This is a genomic window from Leeuwenhoekiella palythoae (assembly GCF_900130045.1).
In the GTDB taxonomy this organism is placed as follows: domain Bacteria; phylum Bacteroidota; class Bacteroidia; order Flavobacteriales; family Flavobacteriaceae; genus Leeuwenhoekiella; species Leeuwenhoekiella palythoae.
Genome location: NZ_FQXT01000001.1, coordinates 241,664 through 263,544, shown reverse-complemented (window position 1 = coordinate 263,544; position 21,881 = coordinate 241,664). Strand labels below are relative to the sequence as shown.

At 39.8% G+C, this 21,881-nt stretch carries 18 protein-coding genes; 3 read left to right on the top strand and 15 right to left on the bottom strand.

Features of this window, described 5'->3' with window-relative positions:
* Nucleotides 1-69: 69 nt before the first annotated feature.
* From BUA96_RS01135 to thrA, 8 genes are all read right to left on the bottom strand, one after another.
* The gene (locus BUA96_RS01135; RefSeq protein WP_072979472.1) at nt 70-1,368 is read right to left on the bottom strand and encodes an amidohydrolase family protein; all 1,299 of its coding nucleotides are present in this window, start codon (nt 1,366-1,368) and stop codon (nt 70-72) included.
* 2 nt (nt 1,369-1,370) lie between these two features.
* Nucleotides 1,371-4,337 (bottom strand): amidohydrolase family protein, encoded by a 2,967-nt coding sequence (locus BUA96_RS01130; RefSeq protein WP_072979470.1) that lies wholly within the window; start codon nt 4,335-4,337, stop codon nt 1,371-1,373.
* Nucleotides 4,338-4,426: 89 nt separating this feature from the next.
* Nucleotides 4,427-5,500, bottom strand: coding sequence for a DUF3810 domain-containing protein (locus BUA96_RS01125; protein ID WP_072979468.1), 1,074 nt, complete (start codon nt 5,498-5,500; stop codon nt 4,427-4,429).
* A gap of 3 nt (nt 5,501-5,503) precedes the next feature.
* Nucleotides 5,504-6,310 carry a sugar nucleotide-binding protein gene (locus tag BUA96_RS01120; RefSeq protein ID WP_084673015.1) on the bottom strand — a complete coding sequence of 269 codons (807 nt, stop codon included), beginning with the start codon at nt 6,308-6,310 and terminating at the stop codon, nt 5,504-5,506.
* 78 nt (nt 6,311-6,388) lie between these two features.
* Nucleotides 6,389-7,471 carry a glycine cleavage system aminomethyltransferase GcvT gene (gcvT, locus tag BUA96_RS01115; protein ID WP_072979464.1) on the bottom strand — a complete coding sequence of 361 codons (1,083 nt, stop codon included), beginning with the start codon at nt 7,469-7,471 and terminating at the stop codon, nt 6,389-6,391.
* 53 nt (nt 7,472-7,524) lie between these two features.
* Entirely contained in the window at nt 7,525-8,823 is a 1,299-nt protein-coding gene (gene thrC / locus BUA96_RS01110) for a threonine synthase (RefSeq protein ID WP_072979462.1), read from the bottom strand.
* An 86-nt stretch (nt 8,824-8,909) separates the two neighbouring features.
* Entirely contained in the window at nt 8,910-9,839 is a 930-nt protein-coding gene (locus BUA96_RS01105) for a homoserine kinase (RefSeq protein ID WP_072979460.1), read from the bottom strand.
* Between the two features lie 9 nt (nt 9,840-9,848).
* A complete protein-coding gene (gene thrA, locus BUA96_RS01100; RefSeq protein ID WP_072979458.1) occupies nt 9,849-12,287 on the bottom strand; it encodes a bifunctional aspartate kinase/homoserine dehydrogenase I in 2,439 nt (812 codons plus the stop codon).
* Between the two features lie 341 nt (nt 12,288-12,628).
* Here thrA and BUA96_RS01095 point away from each other — a divergent pair, with 341 nt between their 5' ends.
* Nucleotides 12,629-14,155, top strand: a complete 1,527-nt coding sequence (locus tag BUA96_RS01095) for a bifunctional ADP-dependent NAD(P)H-hydrate dehydratase/NAD(P)H-hydrate epimerase (protein ID WP_072979456.1) — start codon at nt 12,629-12,631, stop codon at nt 14,153-14,155.
* A 44-nt stretch (nt 14,156-14,199) separates the two neighbouring features.
* Here BUA96_RS01095 and BUA96_RS01090 read toward each other — a convergent pair whose 3' ends face one another.
* From BUA96_RS01090 to BUA96_RS01065, 6 genes are all read right to left on the bottom strand, one after another.
* Nucleotides 14,200-14,712 carry a DUF6787 family protein gene (locus tag BUA96_RS01090; protein WP_072979454.1) on the bottom strand — a complete coding sequence of 171 codons (513 nt, stop codon included), beginning with the start codon at nt 14,710-14,712 and terminating at the stop codon, nt 14,200-14,202.
* 42 nt (nt 14,713-14,754) lie between these two features.
* Nucleotides 14,755-15,186 carry a DUF6146 family protein gene (locus BUA96_RS01085; RefSeq protein ID WP_072979452.1) on the bottom strand — a complete coding sequence of 144 codons (432 nt, stop codon included), beginning with the start codon at nt 15,184-15,186 and terminating at the stop codon, nt 14,755-14,757.
* Between the two features lie 174 nt (nt 15,187-15,360).
* Nucleotides 15,361-15,996: a DUF937 domain-containing protein gene (locus tag BUA96_RS01080; protein ID WP_072979450.1), complete on the bottom strand. Its 636-nt coding sequence runs from the start codon at nt 15,994-15,996 to the stop codon at nt 15,361-15,363.
* 117 nt (nt 15,997-16,113) lie between these two features.
* Nucleotides 16,114-17,067 (bottom strand): D-2-hydroxyacid dehydrogenase, encoded by a 954-nt coding sequence (locus BUA96_RS01075; protein WP_072979448.1) that lies wholly within the window; start codon nt 17,065-17,067, stop codon nt 16,114-16,116.
* Between the two features lie 34 nt (nt 17,068-17,101).
* Entirely contained in the window at nt 17,102-18,166 is a 1,065-nt protein-coding gene (gene serC, locus BUA96_RS01070; protein WP_072979446.1) for a 3-phosphoserine/phosphohydroxythreonine transaminase, read from the bottom strand.
* Between the two features lie 185 nt (nt 18,167-18,351).
* Complete coding sequence (locus tag BUA96_RS01065) at nt 18,352-19,410, bottom strand: acyl-CoA reductase (RefSeq protein ID WP_072979444.1); 1,059 nt, start codon at nt 19,408-19,410, stop codon at nt 18,352-18,354.
* Between the two features lie 165 nt (nt 19,411-19,575).
* Between BUA96_RS01065 and BUA96_RS01060 the strand changes: the two genes are divergently transcribed.
* Complete coding sequence (locus tag BUA96_RS01060) at nt 19,576-19,926, top strand: 4Fe-4S dicluster domain-containing protein (protein WP_072979442.1); 351 nt, start codon at nt 19,576-19,578, stop codon at nt 19,924-19,926.
* 231 nt (nt 19,927-20,157) lie between these two features.
* Nucleotides 20,158-21,252 carry a redox-regulated ATPase YchF gene (gene ychF, locus BUA96_RS01055; protein WP_072979440.1) on the top strand — a complete coding sequence of 365 codons (1,095 nt, stop codon included), beginning with the start codon at nt 20,158-20,160 and terminating at the stop codon, nt 21,250-21,252.
* A gap of 142 nt (nt 21,253-21,394) precedes the next feature.
* Here ychF and BUA96_RS01050 read toward each other — a convergent pair whose 3' ends face one another.
* Nucleotides 21,395-21,799 carry a glyoxalase gene (locus tag BUA96_RS01050; protein WP_072980427.1) on the bottom strand — a complete coding sequence of 135 codons (405 nt, stop codon included), beginning with the start codon at nt 21,797-21,799 and terminating at the stop codon, nt 21,395-21,397.
* Nucleotides 21,800-21,881: the final 82 nt, after the last annotated feature.

Sequence of the window (21,881 nt, the reverse complement as noted above, 5' to 3'; positions counted from 1 at the left end):
TCAATTTTGAATCGGACTTTTTTTATGCCGTTGATTTAATCTTTAGAAATCAACTAAAGAAAATACGAACTATTCGGTTCTGTCGTATTTTTCCATATAGCGTTTCCAGAGTTCTGTTTGATGAGATTCTAAACTGATGCTTCTTCCGTTAATAAAGGCGTGTGTAAGGTTGTTCCCTTTCATTTCTAAAGCATTTCCGGTGCTTACAAATAAGGTAGCATCTTTACCACTTTCTAAAGTTCCTAGCTGGTCACCAAGACCTAAGATCTCAGCACTGTTTTTTGTGATTAACTGAAGCGCGTCTTCAAAGCTTAATCCGTGTGCAGTGGTTTGTCCCGCATAAAATGGGATGTTACGGGCTTGCCAGTATTCACCACTATTACCTAAAGCTACTTTAACGCCGGCATCAACAAGGGTTTTAGCCATTTTAAAAGAGATATTGTAATCATCGTCTTCGGCTTCCGGTAAGCTGTGTACACGAGCTAGAATTACAGGCACTTCGGCTTTAGCGATAGCATCGGCTATTTTATAAGCGCGATACGCACCTACTAGAACCAATTTTTCAATACTCATGTCTTCTTTGAACTTCAACACGTCAAGAATTTCTTTTTCTGAATCTACGTGTACATACAGATTTTGACTTCCGTCTAAAACACCTTGCATCGCTGCAAAAGGTAGATTCTTAATGGAAGAATCTCCAGCTTCATAAGCTTTTGACTGACCGATAAAATCTTTGATCTGTGTAATTTCTGAAGCATAGTTTTTATCTGGACTGTAACCAGCATCTTCACCCATCCACCAGCGGCCGCGTCTAAAACTGCTAGGCCAATTAAGGTGAATACCGTCACCGCGTTTAATGGCGGCATCTTCCCAATTCCAAGCGTCTAATTGCACCACTGAAGATTCTCCGGAGATGGTTCCGCCTTGCGGTACGGTTTGAGCAATTAAGACACCATTTGGACGCATACTTTCTACAACCTTAGATTCAGCATTATAAGCGATGATCGCTTCAATATGCGGATTGTATTCGCCTATCTCATCCTGATCTTCGGTTGCACGTACCGCTGATATTTCAACAAGTCCTAATGTAGTGTCAGGTGCGATAAAACCGGGGTACACGTGCTGCCCATCAATTTTAATGATTTCACCTTTTAAGGGTCTTTTAGTAGTTGTCGCATCGTAAACGCCTACGATCTTTCCATCGGTTATAAAAATCAAGCTGTTTTCAATAACCTCTCCGTTTCCTATGTGAGCTACACCACCGGTAAGGGTGATGTCACCTTTTTGAACGGGAGCAGGGGTCTGCTGTGCTTGCAGCGTAAAGACTGCAAAAAAGAGTAATAAATATAATTTTTTAATGGTCTTCATATCTAGTAAAGAGTTTCTAAAGTGTCACAATCTAAACGCTGTTTTTCTTCTTTCTTAGCAGGTTGCGTTTTGAGTCCTTTGTTTTTTGCGCTAAGCATCATCGTGGTCAGCTTGTTCTTTTTAGCTTCTACTTTTTCTTTAAGTTCTTTATCTTTTTCGATGTCAAAATATACTGCGCCTTCAACCAAGGTTTTTTCAGCTACTGCACTTACAGACATCGGGTAGGTAGACCAAAGTACTAAATCAGCGTCTTTACCAACTTTAATGCTTCCGGTGCGATCGTCAATATGAAGCATTTTAGCCGGATTAAGCGTTACAAATTTCCACGCTTCTTCTTCCGGAACACCGCCGTATTTCATGGTCTTTGCAGCTTCCTGATTTAATCTGCGGCTCATTTCGGCATCATCACTGTTGATTCCTGTAAGAACTCCTTGGCTCCACATAATTGCAGCATTGTATGGGATAGCATCATTTACCTCGTACTTATACGCCCACCAGTCACTAAAGGTAGAGCCGGCAACACCGTGTTCTGCCATTTTATCTGCGACCTTGTAGCCTTCAAGAATGTGAGTGAACGTGTTTACATTAAAATCAAAGCTGTCAGCAACTTTCATCAACATATTGATCTCGCTTTGTACATAAGAATGCGAAGTGATGTGACGCTCTTCGTTTAAAACATCCATTAAAGTTTCCATTTCATAATCGGTGCGGTAAGGTTCGCCACTGTTTTTCTTAGCTTCGTATTCCTTAGCACGTTGAAAATAATCAGTAAACATTTGCTGTACTCCCATTCGCGTTTGTGGAAATCTGCTATAGCTGCCCCAGTTAGATTGTTTTACGTTTTCCCCTAAAGCAAACTTGATGAATTTGGTGTTCTCAAGAACCATCTCATCAATACTGGAGCCCCATTTTAGTTTCATAACGGCAGACTGACCACCAATTGGGTTTGCTGAACCGTGTAATAACTGAATTGTAGTCACACCACCGGCAAGATCTCTGTAGATGTCCAGATCATCAGGATTAACTGCATCGCGCATACGCACTTCTGCAGAAGAGTTTTGACCAGATTCATTGATAGAGAAGGCTGCGATATGCGAGTGTTCATCTACAATTCCGCTGGTGAGGTGTTTCCCTGTAGCATCAATAACCTTGGCGCCACCAGCACTTAAATCTTTTCCTATTTTATCGATTTTTCCGTTTTTGACAAGAACGTCAGTTTCTTCTAAAATTCCGTCTTCCTCGTTTGTCCAAACCGTGGCATTTTTAAACAAGATCGTTTCGGCTTGAGGTTGCTCATCATAACCGTAAGCCACATTAGGATAGGTAAGCGGCATAACTTCTGGAGTTATTTCCTCTTTATCCTCTTCTTTTTCTTCTTCCTCCTCGGTTGAAGCTTTTTTAGAAATGCTAAAGGTGCTTTCGGATCCATCAGGTAATATTGCTTTACCATTCCACGGAGTGGTGTTACTAGCCTGAGCAATTATGCGGGTATATTCTTTTTTATCTGCATCACCAGTGAATGTAATGTTTAACCAACCGTCAGTGTATGCAATTTTTGATCCCAGCTTAGTCTCGCCATCTTTTGCAGTAACCGAAGGCTTTTCGGTAGATTTTGAGATCGTTAGATCATAAGATTTTCCTCCGGTAGTTAACGTGTAACTTCCGTCAATATCAATAACCGAAGCATCTTTGATGATGTTTTGAGCGCCTTGCACCCAGTTTTCGTACAAGATGGTTTCTTTGTCGAAGATAGGACCTGAAGTAATTAAGAAGTTTGCCCAGGCATTCTGGTTAAGCGTTCCTAATTCTTCTGATTTTCCTAAAAGTTGTGCAGGAATCGTAGTAAGTGCGGCTAGTGCGGTTTCTTCCTCTAAACCGTATTTAAATGCTTTTCTTAACATAGGGAAAAGCATATCTGGAGATTTTAGATCGTTTGTCGTAATAGCAAAAGTTAAGCCTGCTTCCTGAAGTTTTGCAGGATTTGTAGGTTCCTGATTCCACTCAAGCATTTGGCTTAAGCTTACAAAACTGGCTTGATAGGGATCTTCAACATCATATGCATCTTGAAAATTTACAGGAATAATATACTGTGCGCCGGTAGCTTTGATCTCATCAATACGTTTGTATTCGTCACCGCCACCAACAATGATAAATGGTACGCCGGTTTCTTGAGATAAACTGGCGATGCGCAGATCATCATAAAGGCCGTCACCATAAAAGATTTGGGGCAAATCCATATTAGCGTTTAAAGCTTCAAGTGACAGGTCGCGCGTATCAATATTACCGGCTTCATACCAGTCAGCATCCTCAAACATCTGACGAATCAGCGCTGTAGAACCCATAATAGAAGACGGGTACGACTGTTGTGAAAGATTACTCTTTTCAAATGAAAAGAACTGAGCAGAGCGTGTATCCAGTAAACGTTCTGCAGTATTGCCGTCAGAATTCAAGGCTACGAGAATACCGTTTCCTCGTGCAAGGCCGTCTGCCATATGTGTACTTACCGTACCAAAACCGGCTTCAACCAAAGCTTTAGCAGCTTTGTTGTCGTACTCAAATTCGTTGAGCGCATTGGTTTCGGCTCTCACGTGGTCATTCCAATAATAACCGGCGCGTGTCGCTTCGTACTGCGGACTGCGCCCACCAAAGGAACGTTCTGGAATTTTTACACCAAAACTTGAATAGGTTTCTACAAATGAAGGGTAAATGTGCTTTCCTTCTAAATCAATTACCACGGCATTTTTTGGTGCGTTTACTGATTTTCCTGCTGAAACAATTTTACCATCTTTGATCAGCAGACTTCCGCTTGAAATCGTTTTACCTGGAGAGGGATGTAAAGTGGCATTTTTAAAGAGTGTGTAGTTTGTGTTGATGGATTTTACACCATCGTTTACCGGAAAATATTCCTGCCCTGAAACCATACAGAACACAAATAATAACCATCCGGTGAAGAATAGTTTTTTGTTCATAATTTAACTTAATTTAAGAGTCTTCCCTAAATTATAAGTTATTCTATGGCTTTAAGACTTTTTAAGAGTAATTAGGAAATTTTTAACGCTTATGGAAGCTGCGGCCTTGACTTGAAATAATTCACTAAGAGCGCGACCACGTAGCTATAGCTCTGCATTCCTGCAGGTTGATTGTTGGCTTTAAGAAATCCGCCGTAAAATTTCGCTAAAAGCGGTTCTAACGGATTTTGGTAAGCGATCCAAAAGTCACGAGATTGCCTGTAATTCGCAAGGATACCAGGTCTGATTTTGTTGGTAAGCAATTCACCTGCGGCAGGGTTACGGGCATAAACGTCGTTGAGACAATAGCGTAACGCAAAAATATATCCCGAATATTTAAAATAAGGATCAGGATTATTAGTCGTTGCCATAACGGCAATGAAATTAGCTTCATTTTCCTTTGCAAAGCCCAACTGATGCGCTTCTTCATGACAACTTACTAAAGGCCAGCGATGCGCGGGAAGCAATCCATTAACCTGACTTTCTAAAGTGATGGGATTGAGGTATCCGCCAAAACCCATATAACTTAAGGGGTATCGATACAGCGAATTCTTAATGCTTTTGGGATGGTATTCCAGTTCTGGGAAATTGTCTTCTACAATAGCATAACCGTCAGGCGTTTTATCAAAAATTTCTTCTAGGTTTTGCTGAAACTCCACAGGAAGACTGTCGGTAGGCTGAAGGGTTTCGTGTAAAGCATTCGCTTCTTTTATGAGTCTTTGGGTAAGGCTAATGAGCTCTTCTGTGGTGTACTCATTTTCAATATTCAATGCTTTATGTAGCGGAAGTCGGTAATAATTAAATCCCCATAAAAAATGAAAAGCGAAGTAAATTAGATTGGCAAAAAGTAATGCTTTAGTACAGAATATGCCAAGAGTTTTAAACCGGTTTTTAATGAGTTTTACCAGAGCGATGATCGCGTAAATAATGATCGCAGTATACATTACATCGCCAAAAGAAAACGGAATCCATCCAAAGAGATACCTAAAAAGCACCGAAATATATTCAAAAAGACCTGTGCTGTAATAGCGTTCTACAGCCTCAGGATATGTAGCAATCCATTTAATTCCAAAAAATTGAAGGAGTAAAACGGCAGCATATAAAAGGAGCTTTTTAACATTCATAGGTTAATAGGCTTGAGATTCTGCGACTACTTCTTCATTTGTAATGCTCAAATGCTTGGGTAATTTGTTGTCTTTAGGTAATACCGCCAGATACCTGTCAAAGTTAGAAGTGTAAACCAATTTGAACTGTGGTTTTACTTTGATGTCCAGTTTGGCAATGATCTCATTAATAAATTCTTGATGGTGAATGAGATCATTACTTCCTAAATGAAAAATACCAAACCGACTTCTATTTATGATGAAATGAATTTGTTGTGCCAGCTTACGATCTGTGGTCGTATTCATAATTAGATGCGGAAAAACTTCAATTTGCTCTTGAAGCAAAATAGCATTTTTAATAGCCCGCACGCGTGGCGAATTCATCCCGAAAACCATCGGTAATCTAATAATGGCGTATTGTTCTTCCGGCAGGTAATTCAGAAAAAAATTCTCGCAGCGTATTTTAAGTTTTCCATATTTACTTTCTGATAAGGTTTTATCATACTCATAACTTGGGTAGTTCACAAAAGCATCAAAAACATTGGCCGAAGAAAGATAGATTACATAAATACCGGTACGCTGCGCATAATCGCAAAGATCTTCGTGTGCTTCTACTTGTCCTTCAAAATCACCCCGCAACGCCGAGATCACGACAGTTGGGCGTACCTGATTCAAGACTTCGTAAATGCTGTCTTGAGCAACATCAAAATGAATAAAATGCTGATTGTCTGAGTAGATTCGGCCGGTGTGATAGGTGCCATAGGTGTCGTAATACCTGTGTAATTCTTTATACAAGGCACCGCCCAGGAAGCCACTGGCTCCCAAAATCAATATTTTGTGTGTATTTTGAATGAGCGTTCACGTTTTAATTAAGGTCGCTGTGTGTATCGTAGCGACCTCATTAGTGTTTTATGCTTTATAAAAAGGTAGTTTTACAACCTTTGCCGGAATGCTTTTATTGCGCACCTTGATAAAAATTTCGGTATCAGGTTTAGCATTTGAAGTTTTGACGTAACCTAAACCAATACCTTTCGATAGGGAAGGAGACATCGTTCCTGAAGTTACCACGCCAATTACATTATCATCTGCATCTACGATCTCATAATCTTTACGAGGAATACCGCGCGTTGTAAGTTCAAAGCCAACGAGCTTGCGCTCAGGACCGTTTTCTTTTTGGGCTTTTAAGGCTTCAGCATTGACAAAATCTTTGGTAAATTTTGTGATCCATCCTAAACCTGCTTCAATAGGCGAAGTGGTATCATCAATGTCGTTTCCATAAAGGCAATAGCCCATTTCCAGACGCAAAGTATCACGAGCCGCAAGACCAATAGGCTTGATGCCAAAATCTTTTCCGGCTTCAAAAACCTTAGCCCAAAGCTGTTCTGCGTGATCGTTGTGGCAATAGATCTCAAATCCACCGCTGCCGGTATATCCTGTTGCGCTGATGATCACGTGATCGATACCCGCAAATGGAGCTACTTCAAAATTGTAGAATTTGATAGCAGAAAGATCAGTCTCGGTAAGCGATTGCATGGCTTCAATTGCTTTTGGTCCTTGAATTGCTAGAAGCGAATAGTCATCAGAAATATTCTTCAGTTCAACACCAAATTCGTTGTGACTGCTGATCCATTCCCAATCTTTTTCAATATTTGAAGCGTTTACCACGAGCAAATACTCGTTTTCGCGAATGCGATAAACAATAAGATCATCTACAATCCCTCCTTCGTTATTTGGTAAGCAATTGTACTGCGCACCACCAACTTTAATTTTAGAGATATCGTTGCTGCATACTTTTTGAAGCAGTTCAAGAGCTCGCTCGCCAATGGCAAGAAATTCACCCATATGTGAAACGTCAAAAACGCCCACGCCGTTGCGTACGGTCTCGTGTTCGGCATTTACGCCTTCGTAAGAAACCGGCATATTATAACCCGCAAACGGAACCATTTTAGCTCCTAAACTTTCATGTATTTTGGTAAGTGCAGTAGATTTCATCTGTAAATTTTAAGAGCACAAATGTATCAAAACTACACTGAAAAGCGCAGCACCTAGCTTAACAAAAACGACTTAAATTCGTCGTAATTTTTAATAGCGATCGCGTCTTTTTCTTTGTCCATAACCGCTTTGATCTGCTCAGGAATTTCAATTTCTGCATCAATCACAGGATTCACAACCGGTAAAAACTTAACTGGATGTGCGGTTTCTAAGAAAATACCATAAGCATCAGGATGGTCTTTTAGGTAATGTTTCAAGCCTAAATAACCAACTGCGCCATGAGGATCTGCGATGTAACCGGTTTCGGCATAAATCTTTTGCATCGCAGCCTTGGTTTCCTCGTCAGAGTATGAAAAAGAGGATAATTTCTGCGAAAGGGCTTCCAGATCGTTGTTGAATAACTTCTGAATTCTAATAAAGTTTGAAGGATCGCCTACATCCATCGCGTTACTGATCGTTGCAACCGAAGGTTTTGGCTTGTATTCTCCTGTTTTTAAATATTCAGGAACGATATCATTACTGTTTACCGAAGCTACAAAATGCTTTACCGGCATTCCTAATTTATGGGCAACCATTCCCGCACAAATATTCCCAAAGTTTCCGCTCGGTACAGAAAAAACCAATTCTTTACCTTTTGATTTTGCTTGTTTATATGCAAAAAGAAAATAGAATAATTGCGGCAACCAGCGCGCAATATTTATAGAGTTGGCCGAAGTAAGTTTGCGTTGAGAAGTGATTTCTTCATCTAAAAATGCTGTTTTTACCATGGCTTGGCAATCGTCAAAAACGCCATCAACTTCCAGTGCTGTAATATTAGCGCCCAAAGTAGTTAACTGTTTTTCTTGAATATCGCTCACTTTACCGGTTGGATAAAGAATCACAACATCAACACCTTCCACATTTAGAAAACCACGAGCAACAGCACCGCCGGTATCGCCACTGGTAGCTACCAAAACCGTCACCGGTTCTTGGGTTTCTTTTTGAGCTGAAAAATAGCCCAGACAGCGTGCCATAAATCGAGCGCCTACATCTTTAAACGCCATTGTAGGGCCGTGAAAAAGTTCTAGCGTACCAATATTTTCTTCAACTTCTACAACAGGGAAATCGAAAGAAAGCACATCTGCAATGATATCTTTTAAGGCTTCGTCAGGAATAACCCCATCAACAAATTGGCGGATTGCAGTAAATGCGATTTCGTTATTTGACAGGTTTTCTATGTTATCAAAAAATGATTGCGGAAGCGGTGTGATCGACTCTGGGAAATATAACCCTTTATCTGGTGCAATTCCACGTACAACAGCTTCCTCTAAACCTACTTCTGGTGCTTTACCATTTAAACTATAAAAGTTCATTTTTCTATAAATATTGAATGTGTATTCGTGCCAATTATACAATTTCAACAACTAGGAAATATTCCAAATCGCACGAAATAAACTGTTTAATTCTTTTCTAAAATTCTGTTTCCGTGCTTTGATACGGGAGACACATAGCTATCACTACGCATATTTTTCTCTTTCAATGCTTTTCTTAACGCAAATTCAACTGCACCAGCATTTTGCAATCCTTTACTTAGTGTAAACATCGAAGGTCCGGAGCCACTAATTCCAAAAGCAATTCCGCCATTTTTTAATGCAGTCTCTCGGTAAAAATCAAAATCAGGAATCAGATTTTTACGGTATGGTTCTACCAAAACATCGGTGGCGCTAGAAGCGATCAAGTCGTAATCTTTAGTATAAAGACCGGCAATTAATCCGGCCAGATTTCCGGTTTGTTTGATTGCATTTTTGAGCGAAACTTCTTTAGGTAAAATCTCCCGAGCTTCTTTTGTTTTGATCGTTATATGGGGATGAATAATCGTCACATACAATTCTTCAGGAACCGGTACGGAAACAATTTTTAAAGGTTCGTAACCGGTTATTAATGTAAACCCACCGTAAAGACACGGCGCAACATTATCAGCATGTTCATTTCCGCTGGCTACCGCTTCCCCTTTCATACCAAATTCAGTAAGTTCTAAATTAGATAAGGGTTCATCCAGAAATTGATTGATTCCAAAAACAATTCCTGAGGCACTTGCTGCGCTGCTTCCCACACCGCTGCCAAGTCTTATTTTTTTATGAATTTCTACTTCAAAACCATAATCAAGATCCAAAGCTTCAACCATAGCTAAGCCGGCAACGCCTACTACATTTTCTTTGGCTTCAAAGGGTAACTCGGCTCCGGTGATCTCTGTGATCTTGATTCCTTTTTCAGGAACTTTACGAATTACCATTTCGTCACCCAGACCATCCAGAGCAAAACCCAAAACATCAAAACCGCAATTTACGTTTGCGACAGTCGCCGGTGAAAAGACACGTATTTCTTTCATTTTTTCGGCTTAAAAAGTGGCTGTTCTTATAATGTCTGCAAACAATCCTGAAGCGGTTACGTCACCACCGGCACCAGCACCTTTGATCTGCATAGGTTGAGTAGGGTAGCGGTCTGTAAAGAACAACACGATGTTATCTGAACCTTCAAGATTGTAAAATGGATGACCTTCAGGAATTTCTTGAAGTCCTACGCTTGCTTTGCCGTTATCAAGTTGTGCAACATACTTTAAACGGCAGTTTTTAGCTTCGGTTTGAGCGACTAGCTTTTCGAAATGTGCTGCGTCTTCTTTTAAAGTTTCAAAGAAGTGCGGAACGTCAGAACTGTTCAAGTTGTTTTCCGTTAAGAATGGTTCATTCTCAATATCTTCCAGATTGATTTTGAGTCCGCTTTCACGTGCCAGGATCAAAATCTTACGCGCAACATCTACACCGCTCAAGTCAATACGCGGATCAGGCTCAGTAAATCCTTCGGCTTTTGCGGCTTGCACCACATCGTGGAAACTATCGCCGGATTTAAAATTGTTAAACACAAAATTCAAACTTCCCGATAATACCGCCTGAATGCGATTTACACGATCTCCTGAAGCAATAAGGTTGTTTAAGGTGTCGATTATAGGCAGTCCTGCACCTACGTTAGTTTCAAACAATAAGGGTGCATTATAGGCTTTACTTAAGCGTTTCAGCTCGCTATAATTTTTGAAATCAGAAGCAGCAGCGATCTTGTTACAGGCTACTACAGCAACACTTTGTTTTAAGTATTTCCCGTACATATCGGCTACATCAGCGTTAGCGGTGATATCCACAAAGATGCTGTTTCGTTGATTAAGCTCAACCACGTGATCTAGAAAGCCATCTAGTGTCGCAGGTTCTCCTGCGTCTAAAAGTGCGCTCCAGTTTTGCAAGTCGATCCCGCTTTCATCCACAAGCATTTTGCGAGAATTGCTCAATCCCAGCACACGCATATTGATGTTAAGCTGTTTCTTTAGGTACTCTTGCTGTTGTTGAATTTGGTTCAGCAGTTTTTCACCTACATTTCCAACTCCCGTTATGAATAAGTTCAATTGCTTGCGTTGCGCTTCAAAGAAACGCTCATGAAGGCTGTTTAAGGCCTTTTTAACGTCTTTTTGAGCGATCACTGCAGAAATATTCTTCTCACTCGCTCCTTGAGCAATAGCACGAATGTTTACGTTGTTTTTACCAAGCGTACTGAACATTTTACCGCTGATGCCCTGATGGCTTTTCATTTGATCGCCAACAAGTGCAATAATACTCAAACCGATCTCGATCGTTAACGGATCGATTTTGTTCAGAGAAATTTCATATTCAAATTCTTCGTCAATAGCATTTTTAGCTTTGCCGGCATCGTCTTCCATAACCCCTAAACAAATGCTGTGTTCGCTAGAAGCTTGCGTGATCAAGATGATGTTGATTCCCTGATTGCTTAAGGTTTCAAACAAACGCTTACTGATACCAGGAATTCCGACCATTCCGCCTCCTTCAAGAGTAAGCAAAGCCACATTACTGATATTGCTTAAGCCCTTGATAGGATTGGTGCTTTGTCCGTTTTGGTTGTGAATAAGCGTTCCGGGTTCTTCGGGTTGCAAGGTATTTTTAATGCGTATGGGGATGTTTTTACTCATCACCGGTACGATCGTAGGCGGATATAAAACCTTAGCTCCAAAATGTGAAAGCTCCATTGCTTCGTGATACGAAATACTTTCAATAGGTTTTGCTTGCTTTACCATTTTGGGGTTAGCGGTGTACATTCCGCTTACGTCGGTATAGATCTCCACTTGGTCCACATCAAGCGCTGCTGCAACGATCGCAGCGGTAAAATCAGAACCACCACGACCTAAAGTTGTAGTATCACCGTTTGCTGTACTGGCAATAAAACCGGGTAGCACGGTGATCTTTTGTTTGGCCTTAGTAAAATAATATTCAATTTGACTGTTGGTCACTTTATAATTTACTCCGGCTTTGGTGTGTTTATCGTTGGTGGTGATCAAGTCCCGGCTGTCTTTTCGCACAGCATCTAAACCTTGCGCATACATCGCACGCGCAATGATCGAAGAAGATAAAATTTCGCCGTAGGCTAATAATTTATCAACGGTCTTTGGAGAAAGTTCATTGATCAAGTAAATGCCTTGTAAAAGCGACTCTAGGCTTTTGAGTAAATTTTTAATCTCGTCTAAGGCCTCATCGCTATCAGGAATAAGCGTTCGTGTAAATTCAATATGCTTGGCTTCGATGTCTTTAAAGGCAGTGTTGTAATCGTCCTTATTGCTGGCATCGGTTCCGGCTTGCATAAGTAAGTCGGTAATTCCGCCTAGCGCAGAAACTACAACGGCTATATGTTGATCTTGAGCACCGTTTTTTACGATGTTGATGACTTGATTTATGTTTGCGACGCTTCCTACTGAAGTACCGCCAAATTTTAAAACACGCATGGCTTTAGTGTTTGAAATGAGTTTTTATAAAAATAAGTTGCTTGTCGTGTAAACACGAGATGTACCGAAGTTATATGTTAAAAGAATACCCCAAAGGGGTAATAATAATGAAAGCAATCGCAAGACCTGTGGTCGCGATAGTAGAAGTGGTAATAGTGTTAATTGCTTTCATTTTCTGCTTAACTGTTGCTTTCAAAAGTATTATTTTTACCCATAATCACAAGCCAGATTATTGATTTTTGAGGATAATTCAAGGAAAACTTTTTTTATCAAGAAATCACTAATTAAATAGAAATCAAAGGCTTTTCCTTACGAATATTCTAAACCCGAAATTATTCCCGATGAAAATATTAAGCAAAGAGCAAGTTTATCAAGCAGATAAAGCAACTGAGAATGCCGAGAACATTCCTTCTTATAATCTGATGGAGCGTGCCGGCGGTTATGCATTTGAGTTTATGCACCAGCGGCTGCAAGGCCAACCGGTGCCGGTCAAAATCTTTTGCGGAATAGGAAATAATGGAGGTGATGGTCTGGTGATTGCAAGATATTTTGTTGAGCATCAGTATCCGGTAGATGTGTATGTGGTGAATTACAGCGACAACCGAAGCAAAGATTTTTTATTGGCATTAGAAGAGCTCAAAAAAGTAACCCGAAAATGGCCTCAAGTATTAAAATCAGAAGACGACTTGCCTCAGATAAACAGAGAAGACCTTGTGGTGGATTGCATTTTTGGTATAGGTATTAATCGGCCCGCACCTAAATGGGTGCAGCAGCTGTTTGTGAATATTAACCAAAGTGGAGCTTATACGGTGGCCATTGATGTGCCATCTGGGATGGGCGTTGATGTTTATATCAAGGATTCTGAAGTGATTAAGCCTACTATCGTCTTGTCTTTTCAGACGCCTAAGCTTGCGTTTTTTCTTCCGCAAAGCGGAAAATACATCAACAATTGGACGGTGCTAGATATCGGTTTAGATCGAAATTTTATGAATTCGGTGCAGACACAAGCCCAGTTGATAGATAAAGCCGAAGCGCAACAAATGTATAAACCGCGTACTAAATTTAGTCATAAGGGCACTTACGGTCACGCATTACTTATCACCGGGAGTTATGGTAAAACGGGTGCTGCGGTGTTGAGTTGTAAAGGCGCTTTGAGCTCAGGAGCAGGTCTCGTGACTGCTTACACTACACAGCACGGCTTGCCTATTTTACAATCAAGTTTGCCTGAGGCAATGGTTTTGGCTGACAGATATAACGGGAAATACCTGGAAGAAATTCAATTTGATCTTGCTCCTACGGTTATAGGAGTTGGTCCCGGGTTAGGGACTGAAAAGATTACTCAGCAAGCTTTAAAAACATTTTTAAAAGCAAATAAAATCCCTCTTGTTGTTGATGCTGACGCCTTAAATATATTATCAGAAAATCAAGAATTTTTAGAGTTTTTACCGAAGTATAGCGTACTTACACCGCACCCCAAAGAGCTAGAGCGCTTAATAGGTACGTGGGAAGATGATTTTGAAAAGTTGAAAAAAGCCGAAGCATTCAGCAAAAAATACAATTGCGTTTTAGTGCTAAAAGATGCGCATACCATAACCGTTTTTGATGGAAAGTACTACGTAAATAACACTGGAAATCCCGGACTCGCAACCGGTGGAAGTGGTGATGTTCTAACGGGAATTATAACAGGATTGATGGCTCAGGGCTATGATGCTTTAACTGCGGCAATTTTTGGAGTTTATTTACATGGGAAGGCAGCCGATATTGCGATCAACCACACCGCTTATGAGGGCTTGACCGCAAGTATGATTACAGAATTTTTAGGTCAGGCGTATCTTGATCTTTTTGCTCAGCCTGAGCAAAAGCAGTAGTTGTGCAGTGAAAAGTGAAATTCTTGGAAGACTCTTTTCTAGACTTAATTTTTAAATAAAAAGCCTAATCCCATTCTGGAAAGCATCTTTTTTTCAAAGGCATAGAAAAAAGAATACATACCAAAAATCCAGGCAACGATAAGCAGTAAAACCTGATACAGCGGAAAAATAATGATAATACGTAGCGGCCAGTAAATCCATCCGGAGATCGAATCGCTTCCTAGTCCTAAGGCTTGCATAACCGGGCTAGAGATGCGGCCGGCGGTAGACCCTGTAATGGCAAAAACAATGAATGCAGCAATAAACTGCCAACGGTATTGTAAAATCCAGCGATTTTTGAGTTTTTTAAAGCAATACAAGCTAAGTTTTATTATAAGATACGTAAGCACCAAAGTGAGTATCACCAAATAAACCGTCTGTAAGGCTCCGGGTTCAAGAAAGAAATCCAATCTTCGGGCGATTAGAATTCCGCAGGCTAATGAAAGAATAATGCCTAAAATAGGATAAATAAGTTGCCAGTTCTGGGTGATTTCCCAGTGTTCCTTGAATTTTTTCACGCGTCAAATATACTATTTAGAACTAAGATAAATAGGAAAAACTTAAATACGTGTTGGTACACTGAAACGCTGGTTATACTTACGGCAGAAGTACACAAAGTAATAATAAAGTTTATAATTTACCTCATAGCCATAATCTACAGAGCTGTTATAATCTATTTGTTGTGGGTATAAATTGTTATTGTATCTAAAAGGCTGCAATACGCGCTGGTTGTATTCAGGAACAATAAACCGATTTTTATTTTCCAGATAATTTTGAGAATAATAGCCTTCCGGTCGCGCGATAGAATTCAAAAAGGCATTGTAACCGGGTTCAATAATGATGATCTCATATTCGAGGCTGTCGTTTGCAATGCGTACCGTATCGTTTGAAGTGCTCAGTGGATCGCTTGTTTCAAGCTTTTTTTCTCCCTGAGAAGATGCGCAGCCACAAATGACAACAAGCGCTATAACAACGTAAATTAAATTTTTCATACCAGCTTTTCTTTTAAAGCTACAAAACTCCTGCTAAATATTGACGTTTAATTTTGATGTGAACTGAAATATACTTTTCTCAACGCGTGTTTTATAGATCTCATCCAACTCCTATTTTTCGGCATAAAAAAAGCCGCTTATTCAGAGCGGCTCCTTAATTGATTTAAGCTGAAACTATTTACCGAAAAGTCCGCCTAGCATTCCGCCAAGGCCACCTTTTTTCTTATTTGAACCTAAAACCATATCTGCTACATCGTCTAGAACGCTGCCGTCACCATCTGAGTCTATAAGAGATTCAATCAGGCTTTGGTTTTCTTTAGGTTGTCCGCCTAACATGCTGCCTAAAATACCTGTAAGACCATCCTGATCTTGAATATTGTTTTCTTTAGTCTGTTTCCCAATAATGCCGAGTAGGATAGGAGCAGCGATCTTCAGAATCTGGGCTACCGTACCGGCATCAAGACCTGTTTTTGTACTCAAAGCATTTTCGACCATGGGTTGTTTTCCGCCCAAGACGTGGCCCAAAATACCTGCACCATCCTGAATTACATTTTGATCTACGCTTCCGCCGCCAAGAATACTTCCTAAATTATCAAGGATACTCCCGTCGTGTTTTCCGCTTAAAGCACCCATAAGTCCGGATGCGCCTTCTTGCGAAGAAGCATTCTTTTTCATCGCGCCTAAAAGTAAGGGCATCGCCATACTCAGCACATCTGCGGTTTTGCTTTCTGATGCTCCGGTTTGAGCACTGGCACCGCTTATCAATTGTTTTCCTAAGTCGCTATTTAATAAATCTAGTAAGCCTGACATTGTAAATGAGTTTTTGTTAATACTTTAAATTTAGTTACATGTTTTGAATTCTTTAACTTTTTTCCATAAAAAAAGCCGAATAACTATTCGGCTTTGATAGGCTATGTGTCTGAACGACTATGCTTTTAAGATCGAAGAAATCTGTTCGGCAAGTTCAACACCTATACGATCCTGAGCTTCATTAGTCGCTGCCCCAATGTGCGGAGACAATGAAATTTTAGGATGCATTAAAATTTTGATTTCCGGCTTTGGCTCGCTCTCAAAAACGTCAAGAGCGGCGAAGGCAAGTTTACCAGAATCTAGCGCTTCAATAAGAGCTAATTCATCAATTACTCCGCCACGAGCAGCATTTACCAATGCAGCACCGTCTTTCATTTTTTCAATTTCGGCTTTGCCAATTACATATTCCTTTTGAGCAGGAACGTGTAGGGTGATAAAATCAGCTTCAGCAAGAACATCTTCTTTGGCTTTGCTTTCAAATTTAAATGCAACCTCCTGACCATCGAAAAAGTCTAATTTCACTTCAGCTTTTTCCATATATGGGTCAGAATAGATCACTTTCATTCCGGCGCCAAGTGCAACTTTAGCAGTAGCTTGCCCGATTCGGCCAAAACCGATAACACCTAAGGTTTTTCCGCGCAGCTCAACACCTTTTGCGTATGCTTTTTTAAGTGCACCAAATTTTTCCTCGCCCTCTAACGGCATATTGCGGTTAGCATCAAAAAGGAAACGCACACCACCATATAAATGAGCAAAAACCAATTCTGCAACCGAAGCAGAAGAAGCAGCCGGAGTGTTGATCACGCTAAGACCTTTGTCTTTTGCATATTGAACATCAATATTATCCATACCTACACCGCCACGACCAATTAATTTAAGGTCTGGGCACGCATCGATTAAATCTTGACGAACTTTAGTTGCGCTGCGTACAAGTAGCGCATCAACTTTATTTTCATTTATGTAATTGATAAGTTGCTCTTGCGCAACTTTTGTGGTAATTACTTCAAAACCGGCGGCTTTAAGAGCATCTACTCCGCTTTGAGAAATACCATCATTTGCTAAAACTTTCATGTTTTAAAAATTTATATTATTTGGATTGGTTTGGTTAAGCTTTGCGCTCTAATTCGCTCATTACATCAACCAGAACACCAACGCTGTTTAGCGGTAACGCATTGTACATAGAAGCACGATAACCACCAACGCTTCGGTGACCGTTAAGACCATTAATACCTGCTTCTTTAAGCATCGTATCAAAGGTTTCTTTAAGATTGTCTTCTGTTAGATTAAAAGTAGCGTTCATTAGAGAGCGGTCTTCTTTTGCTGCATACCCTTTAAATAATGGGTTAAGGTCTATTTCAGAATATAAAAGCGTAGCCTTTTTCTCGTTTTCTTCAGCAGCAGCACTGATACCGCCTTTAGCCTTCATAGAACGAAGTGTAAGCATCGAAACATAAACCGCAAAAACCGGTGGCGTGTTAAACATACTTCCTTTAGATACGTGCGTAGCATAGCTAAGCATACTAGGAATCTGGCGTGTTACTTTACCTAAAATATCTTCCTTCACAACAACAAGCGTAGTACCTGCAGGACCCATATTTTTCTGAGCTCCCGCATATATAAGATCAAACTTTGAAAAATCGATCTCACGAGAGAAAATATCACTACTCATATCAGCCACTAGCGGTACATCTGTAGTAGGAATATCTTTGATCTGAGTTCCAAAGATGGTATTGTTGGTTGTAAGATGTAGATAATCTAGATCTTTAGGAACATCAAAACCTTTAGGGATGTAATTGTAATTCTTGTCTTTTGAGCTTGCAACCTCAACGACTTCGCCAAAGATCTTAGCTTCTTTGATCGCTTTATCACTCCACGTTCCTGTATTGATGTAACCTGCTTTGTTCTCGAGTAAGTTGTATGCGGTCATTACAAACTGCATACTTGCACCACCTTGTAGAAAAAGAGCTTTATATCCTTTTCCTTCAAGCCCCAAAAGTTCAAGAGCAAGCTCACGTGCTTCTTCCATCACATCAACAAAATCCTTACTTCTATGGGAGATTTCTAAAATAGAAAGATCGAGGTTATTAAAATTTAAAACGGCTTCAGAGGCTTGTTTAAAAACTTCCTGTGGAAGAATACAAGGCCCGGCACTGAAATTATGTTTTTTCATTAGATTGAATATTTGGTCTCTTTTTTGAATTTTATTCAGTTGGAAAATTACGGCTTTTCAAACAGAATGCATAAGATTCCACCTTTTATATGTGCAAGTCTTTGCGTGCTTAAAAAGACATGCAAAGATGCTTAAAACACTTGCAAAGCGGTTTGATAAATCAATAAATAATCGATGAATTTCTCTTATAATTTTAATAAAAATGCAACGGTATCAACACCGTCTGCATAATCATAAAGTTTTGGATTTTGTGCCTGTCCAAAAGCGACATCCTCATCACTAAAATCGTCTGCCACTATACACTGAATTTGATCAGCTTTAGATTGCAACTCGGCCTTTAAAGTTTCAACGTCAGTATAACGCTCGTAAAAGACCACAGAGATCGGGGATGAGAAATTTGTGTCTTCTTTTAATACCATAAAGCCATTGTCTAAAACAGGAAATAAGCTCATTAAATACACCGCTTTATTATAGTCGTAGTTGTTGGCATATTTATGATGATTGATCACATCTTGCTGTTTAAACATTGCTTGAAAAAACGTGTCAAAATCATAGTTTTGAGGTACGTAGAGCTTAGCCACACTACGACATCCCATTCCAAAATAACCAAATATGTCGTCCCCTAAAGCTTCGAGTTGTTGCGGGGTTTCATTACCGGTTAATACAGCGACAGCATTTCGATTTTTGCGTATAATGCTGGGTTTGTTTTTAAAATAGTATTCAAAATATCGCGCGGTATTGTTGCTTCCGGTAGCGATCACCGCGTCAAATTGTGGAAGTTTCTCTTTGGTAAATGTAATTTTTGAATCAAAACCAGGCTCGATAATGATAAGTACTCTCGCCAGAAATGGCATCAGAAGTTGATCGTCGCTAGATAGTTTTGCGACTAGATGGTGCCCGGTGATCAGCACGCTCAAAAAATCGTGAAATCCAACCAGCGGTAAGTTGCCTGCCATAATCACCGCAACCCTTTTTTCTGAAGAAGAAGTGATAGCATAGGCATCGAGCCATGTTGTCAAATTATCTTTCTGTAGCGCTGCAGACCAGCTTGATAATGCTTGGGTTATATGCTCTGGAGTAAACCACGCGTTATGTCTGTTTGCGGTTTGTATGACCTGCTGTAATTCTTCTTTTAAGTGTTCAAAATCATTTAACGTAGCCTCGCATTTAGTAGCATCTGACAAAAAATTCTTTAAAAATAGACTGAGGTTTGAGAATGCGGTAATTCTTTGGTTTAAATCCATAAATGGTTTGGTGAAGTAAGGACCACGCCTTAATTTTGCAACTTAAATTTGTAACGAAAACCTTAAGTTGATTGTAAGGTTTCTCATTAATTTCTACTAATTTAGTAGGGTTTAAAAAATAGAGCCTACCTTTGGCAAAATTAAGGATTAGAAAACGATTATACTATGGCAATTATAATAACTGATGAATGCATTAACTGTGGGGCTTGTGAACCGGAATGCCCAAACACAGCGATTTATGAAGGAGCAGATGACTGGCGCTATTCTGACGGAACTGATCTTGAAGGTAAAATTGTATTGCCTAACGGAAGAGAGGTTGATGCAGATGAGACTCAAGAGCCTATAAGTGATGAGGTGTATTACATTGCGCCTGATAAGTGTACAGAATGTATGGGCTTTCACGAGGAGCCACAATGTGCTGCGGTTTGCCCGGTAGATTGCTGTGTGCCTGATGAAGATCACGTAGAAACCGAAGAAGAACTTTTAGGCAAGCAAGCCTTTATGCACCACAATTAAGCAAAAACTTTTTATAGAATTTAAAATGTCTGGTGTCACTACCAGACTTTTTTTTGCGCTTAAATAAAACTTATTGGTGTGCTATAATGCTGAGGTATAGTTTTTTACTGGTATATGTATTCATGATAATTCAAAGCGCTAATCTCTTGCAAAACAAACAAATTTGATTATAAACTAAAGGTGTAAAGTTTTAGATAAGCTTCCTATATTTGCGCCTCAAAATTCTGAACCATGAAAGCAGGTATTGTAGGATTACCTAACGTAGGTAAATCAACTCTTTTTAATTGTTTATCTAATGCTAAAGCGCAAAGTGCAAACTTTCCGTTTTGTACCATTGAGCCTAACGTTGGGGTGGTGAATGTGCCGGACCCGCGTTTATCTAAGTTAGAGGAATTAGTAAAACCCGAGCGCGTGGTGCCTGCGACCGTTGATATTGTAGATATTGCAGGTCTTGTAAAAGGAGCAAGCAAGGGTGAAGGTTTAGGAAATCAGTTTTTAGGAAATATTAGAGAAACCGATGCAATTCTACATGTTTTGCGTTGTTTTGATAATGATAACATTGTGCACGTTGATGGGAGTGTAAACCCTATTCGCGATAAAGAGACCATAGATATAGAGCTTCAGCTTAAAGATCTGGAAACCGTAGACAAGAAACTTGAGAAAGTTAAAAAAGCAGCGCGTACCGGAAATAAAGAAGCTCAAAAGGAAGAGTCAGTGCTTGCGCAGATTAAAGATGCACTAGAGCAAGGAAAGTCAGTACGAGCAGTAGTTTTTTCTGAAGAAGATTACGCAGAGTTTGTAAAACCACTTCAGTTTATTACAGACAAACCTGTGATGTATGTGTGTAATGTAGATGAAAATTCAGCAGTAAGTGGTAATAAATATGTAGATCAAGTTCGTGAAGCCGTTAAAGAAGAAAATGCAGAAGTGCTTGTGCTTGCCGTAGGTACCGAAGCAGATATTAACGAACTAGACGACTATGAAGAGCGTCAGATGTTTTTACAAGATATCGGTCTTGAGGAGCCGGGTTCTTCAAAACTAATTCGTACCGCTTATAAACTGCTTAATCAGCAAACCTATTTTACTGCCGGTAAAAAAGAAGTGCGTGCGTGGACTACTAAAATTGGTTCAACAGCACCTCAAGCAGCCGGAGTAATTCATACCGATTTTGAAAAAGGCTTTATTAGAGCTGAAGTAATCGCTTATGAAGATTATGTTTCCTATGGAAGTGAAACTAAAGTAAAGGAAGCCGGTAAAATGGGTGTAGAAGGTAAAAACTACATTGTAAAGGATGGTGATATAATGCACTTCCTATTTAATGTATAAATCATTTTTCCGATTACTATTGGAGTAGGCAGGTTACAAAATCTATAAATCGAAAAATCCCTTTGGTAACATTCTCAAAGGGATTTTTTATTAGATATTTATTTTCGTCCTTACTGGCGGTATCTTGATCTATTCGCTATAATTAAACCAACTCTCTTTCTAACAACTGAATATTACTTTGAATACGCTCTTTTACCAAATTCATCATTCGTTTGTTCAATGCCGAAGAATTCTGAATATACTTCTGATATTCTTCTACAGTGAATTGACCGATCACCATACCTTTTAGGCTGTTTCTGAACTTGATGTCCTTTTGAATGGCATTCTCTATGTATTGCATTCTTCGGTCTATATTCAGCGTGTAAAAAACATTTTTGTGCTTTTTAATATAGTTGCGAAAAGCTTCAAGCAGGAGCTCATTTTGAAGTTTGACCACAGGGCGCAAAGTTCCGTTTTGAAATTGCTCATCTGCACTCATCGTGTCATCAACTCGGGCGGATAAAATTTCTGGTCTAAGTGCTAGTAATTGGGAATCTCTAGAATTCATAGCGTGAAGTTTTCTAAAATTACACATATTAAAGAAGCTTGTGTAATGCGCTTTAAAGAGTTGTAAACGACTTATAAACAAT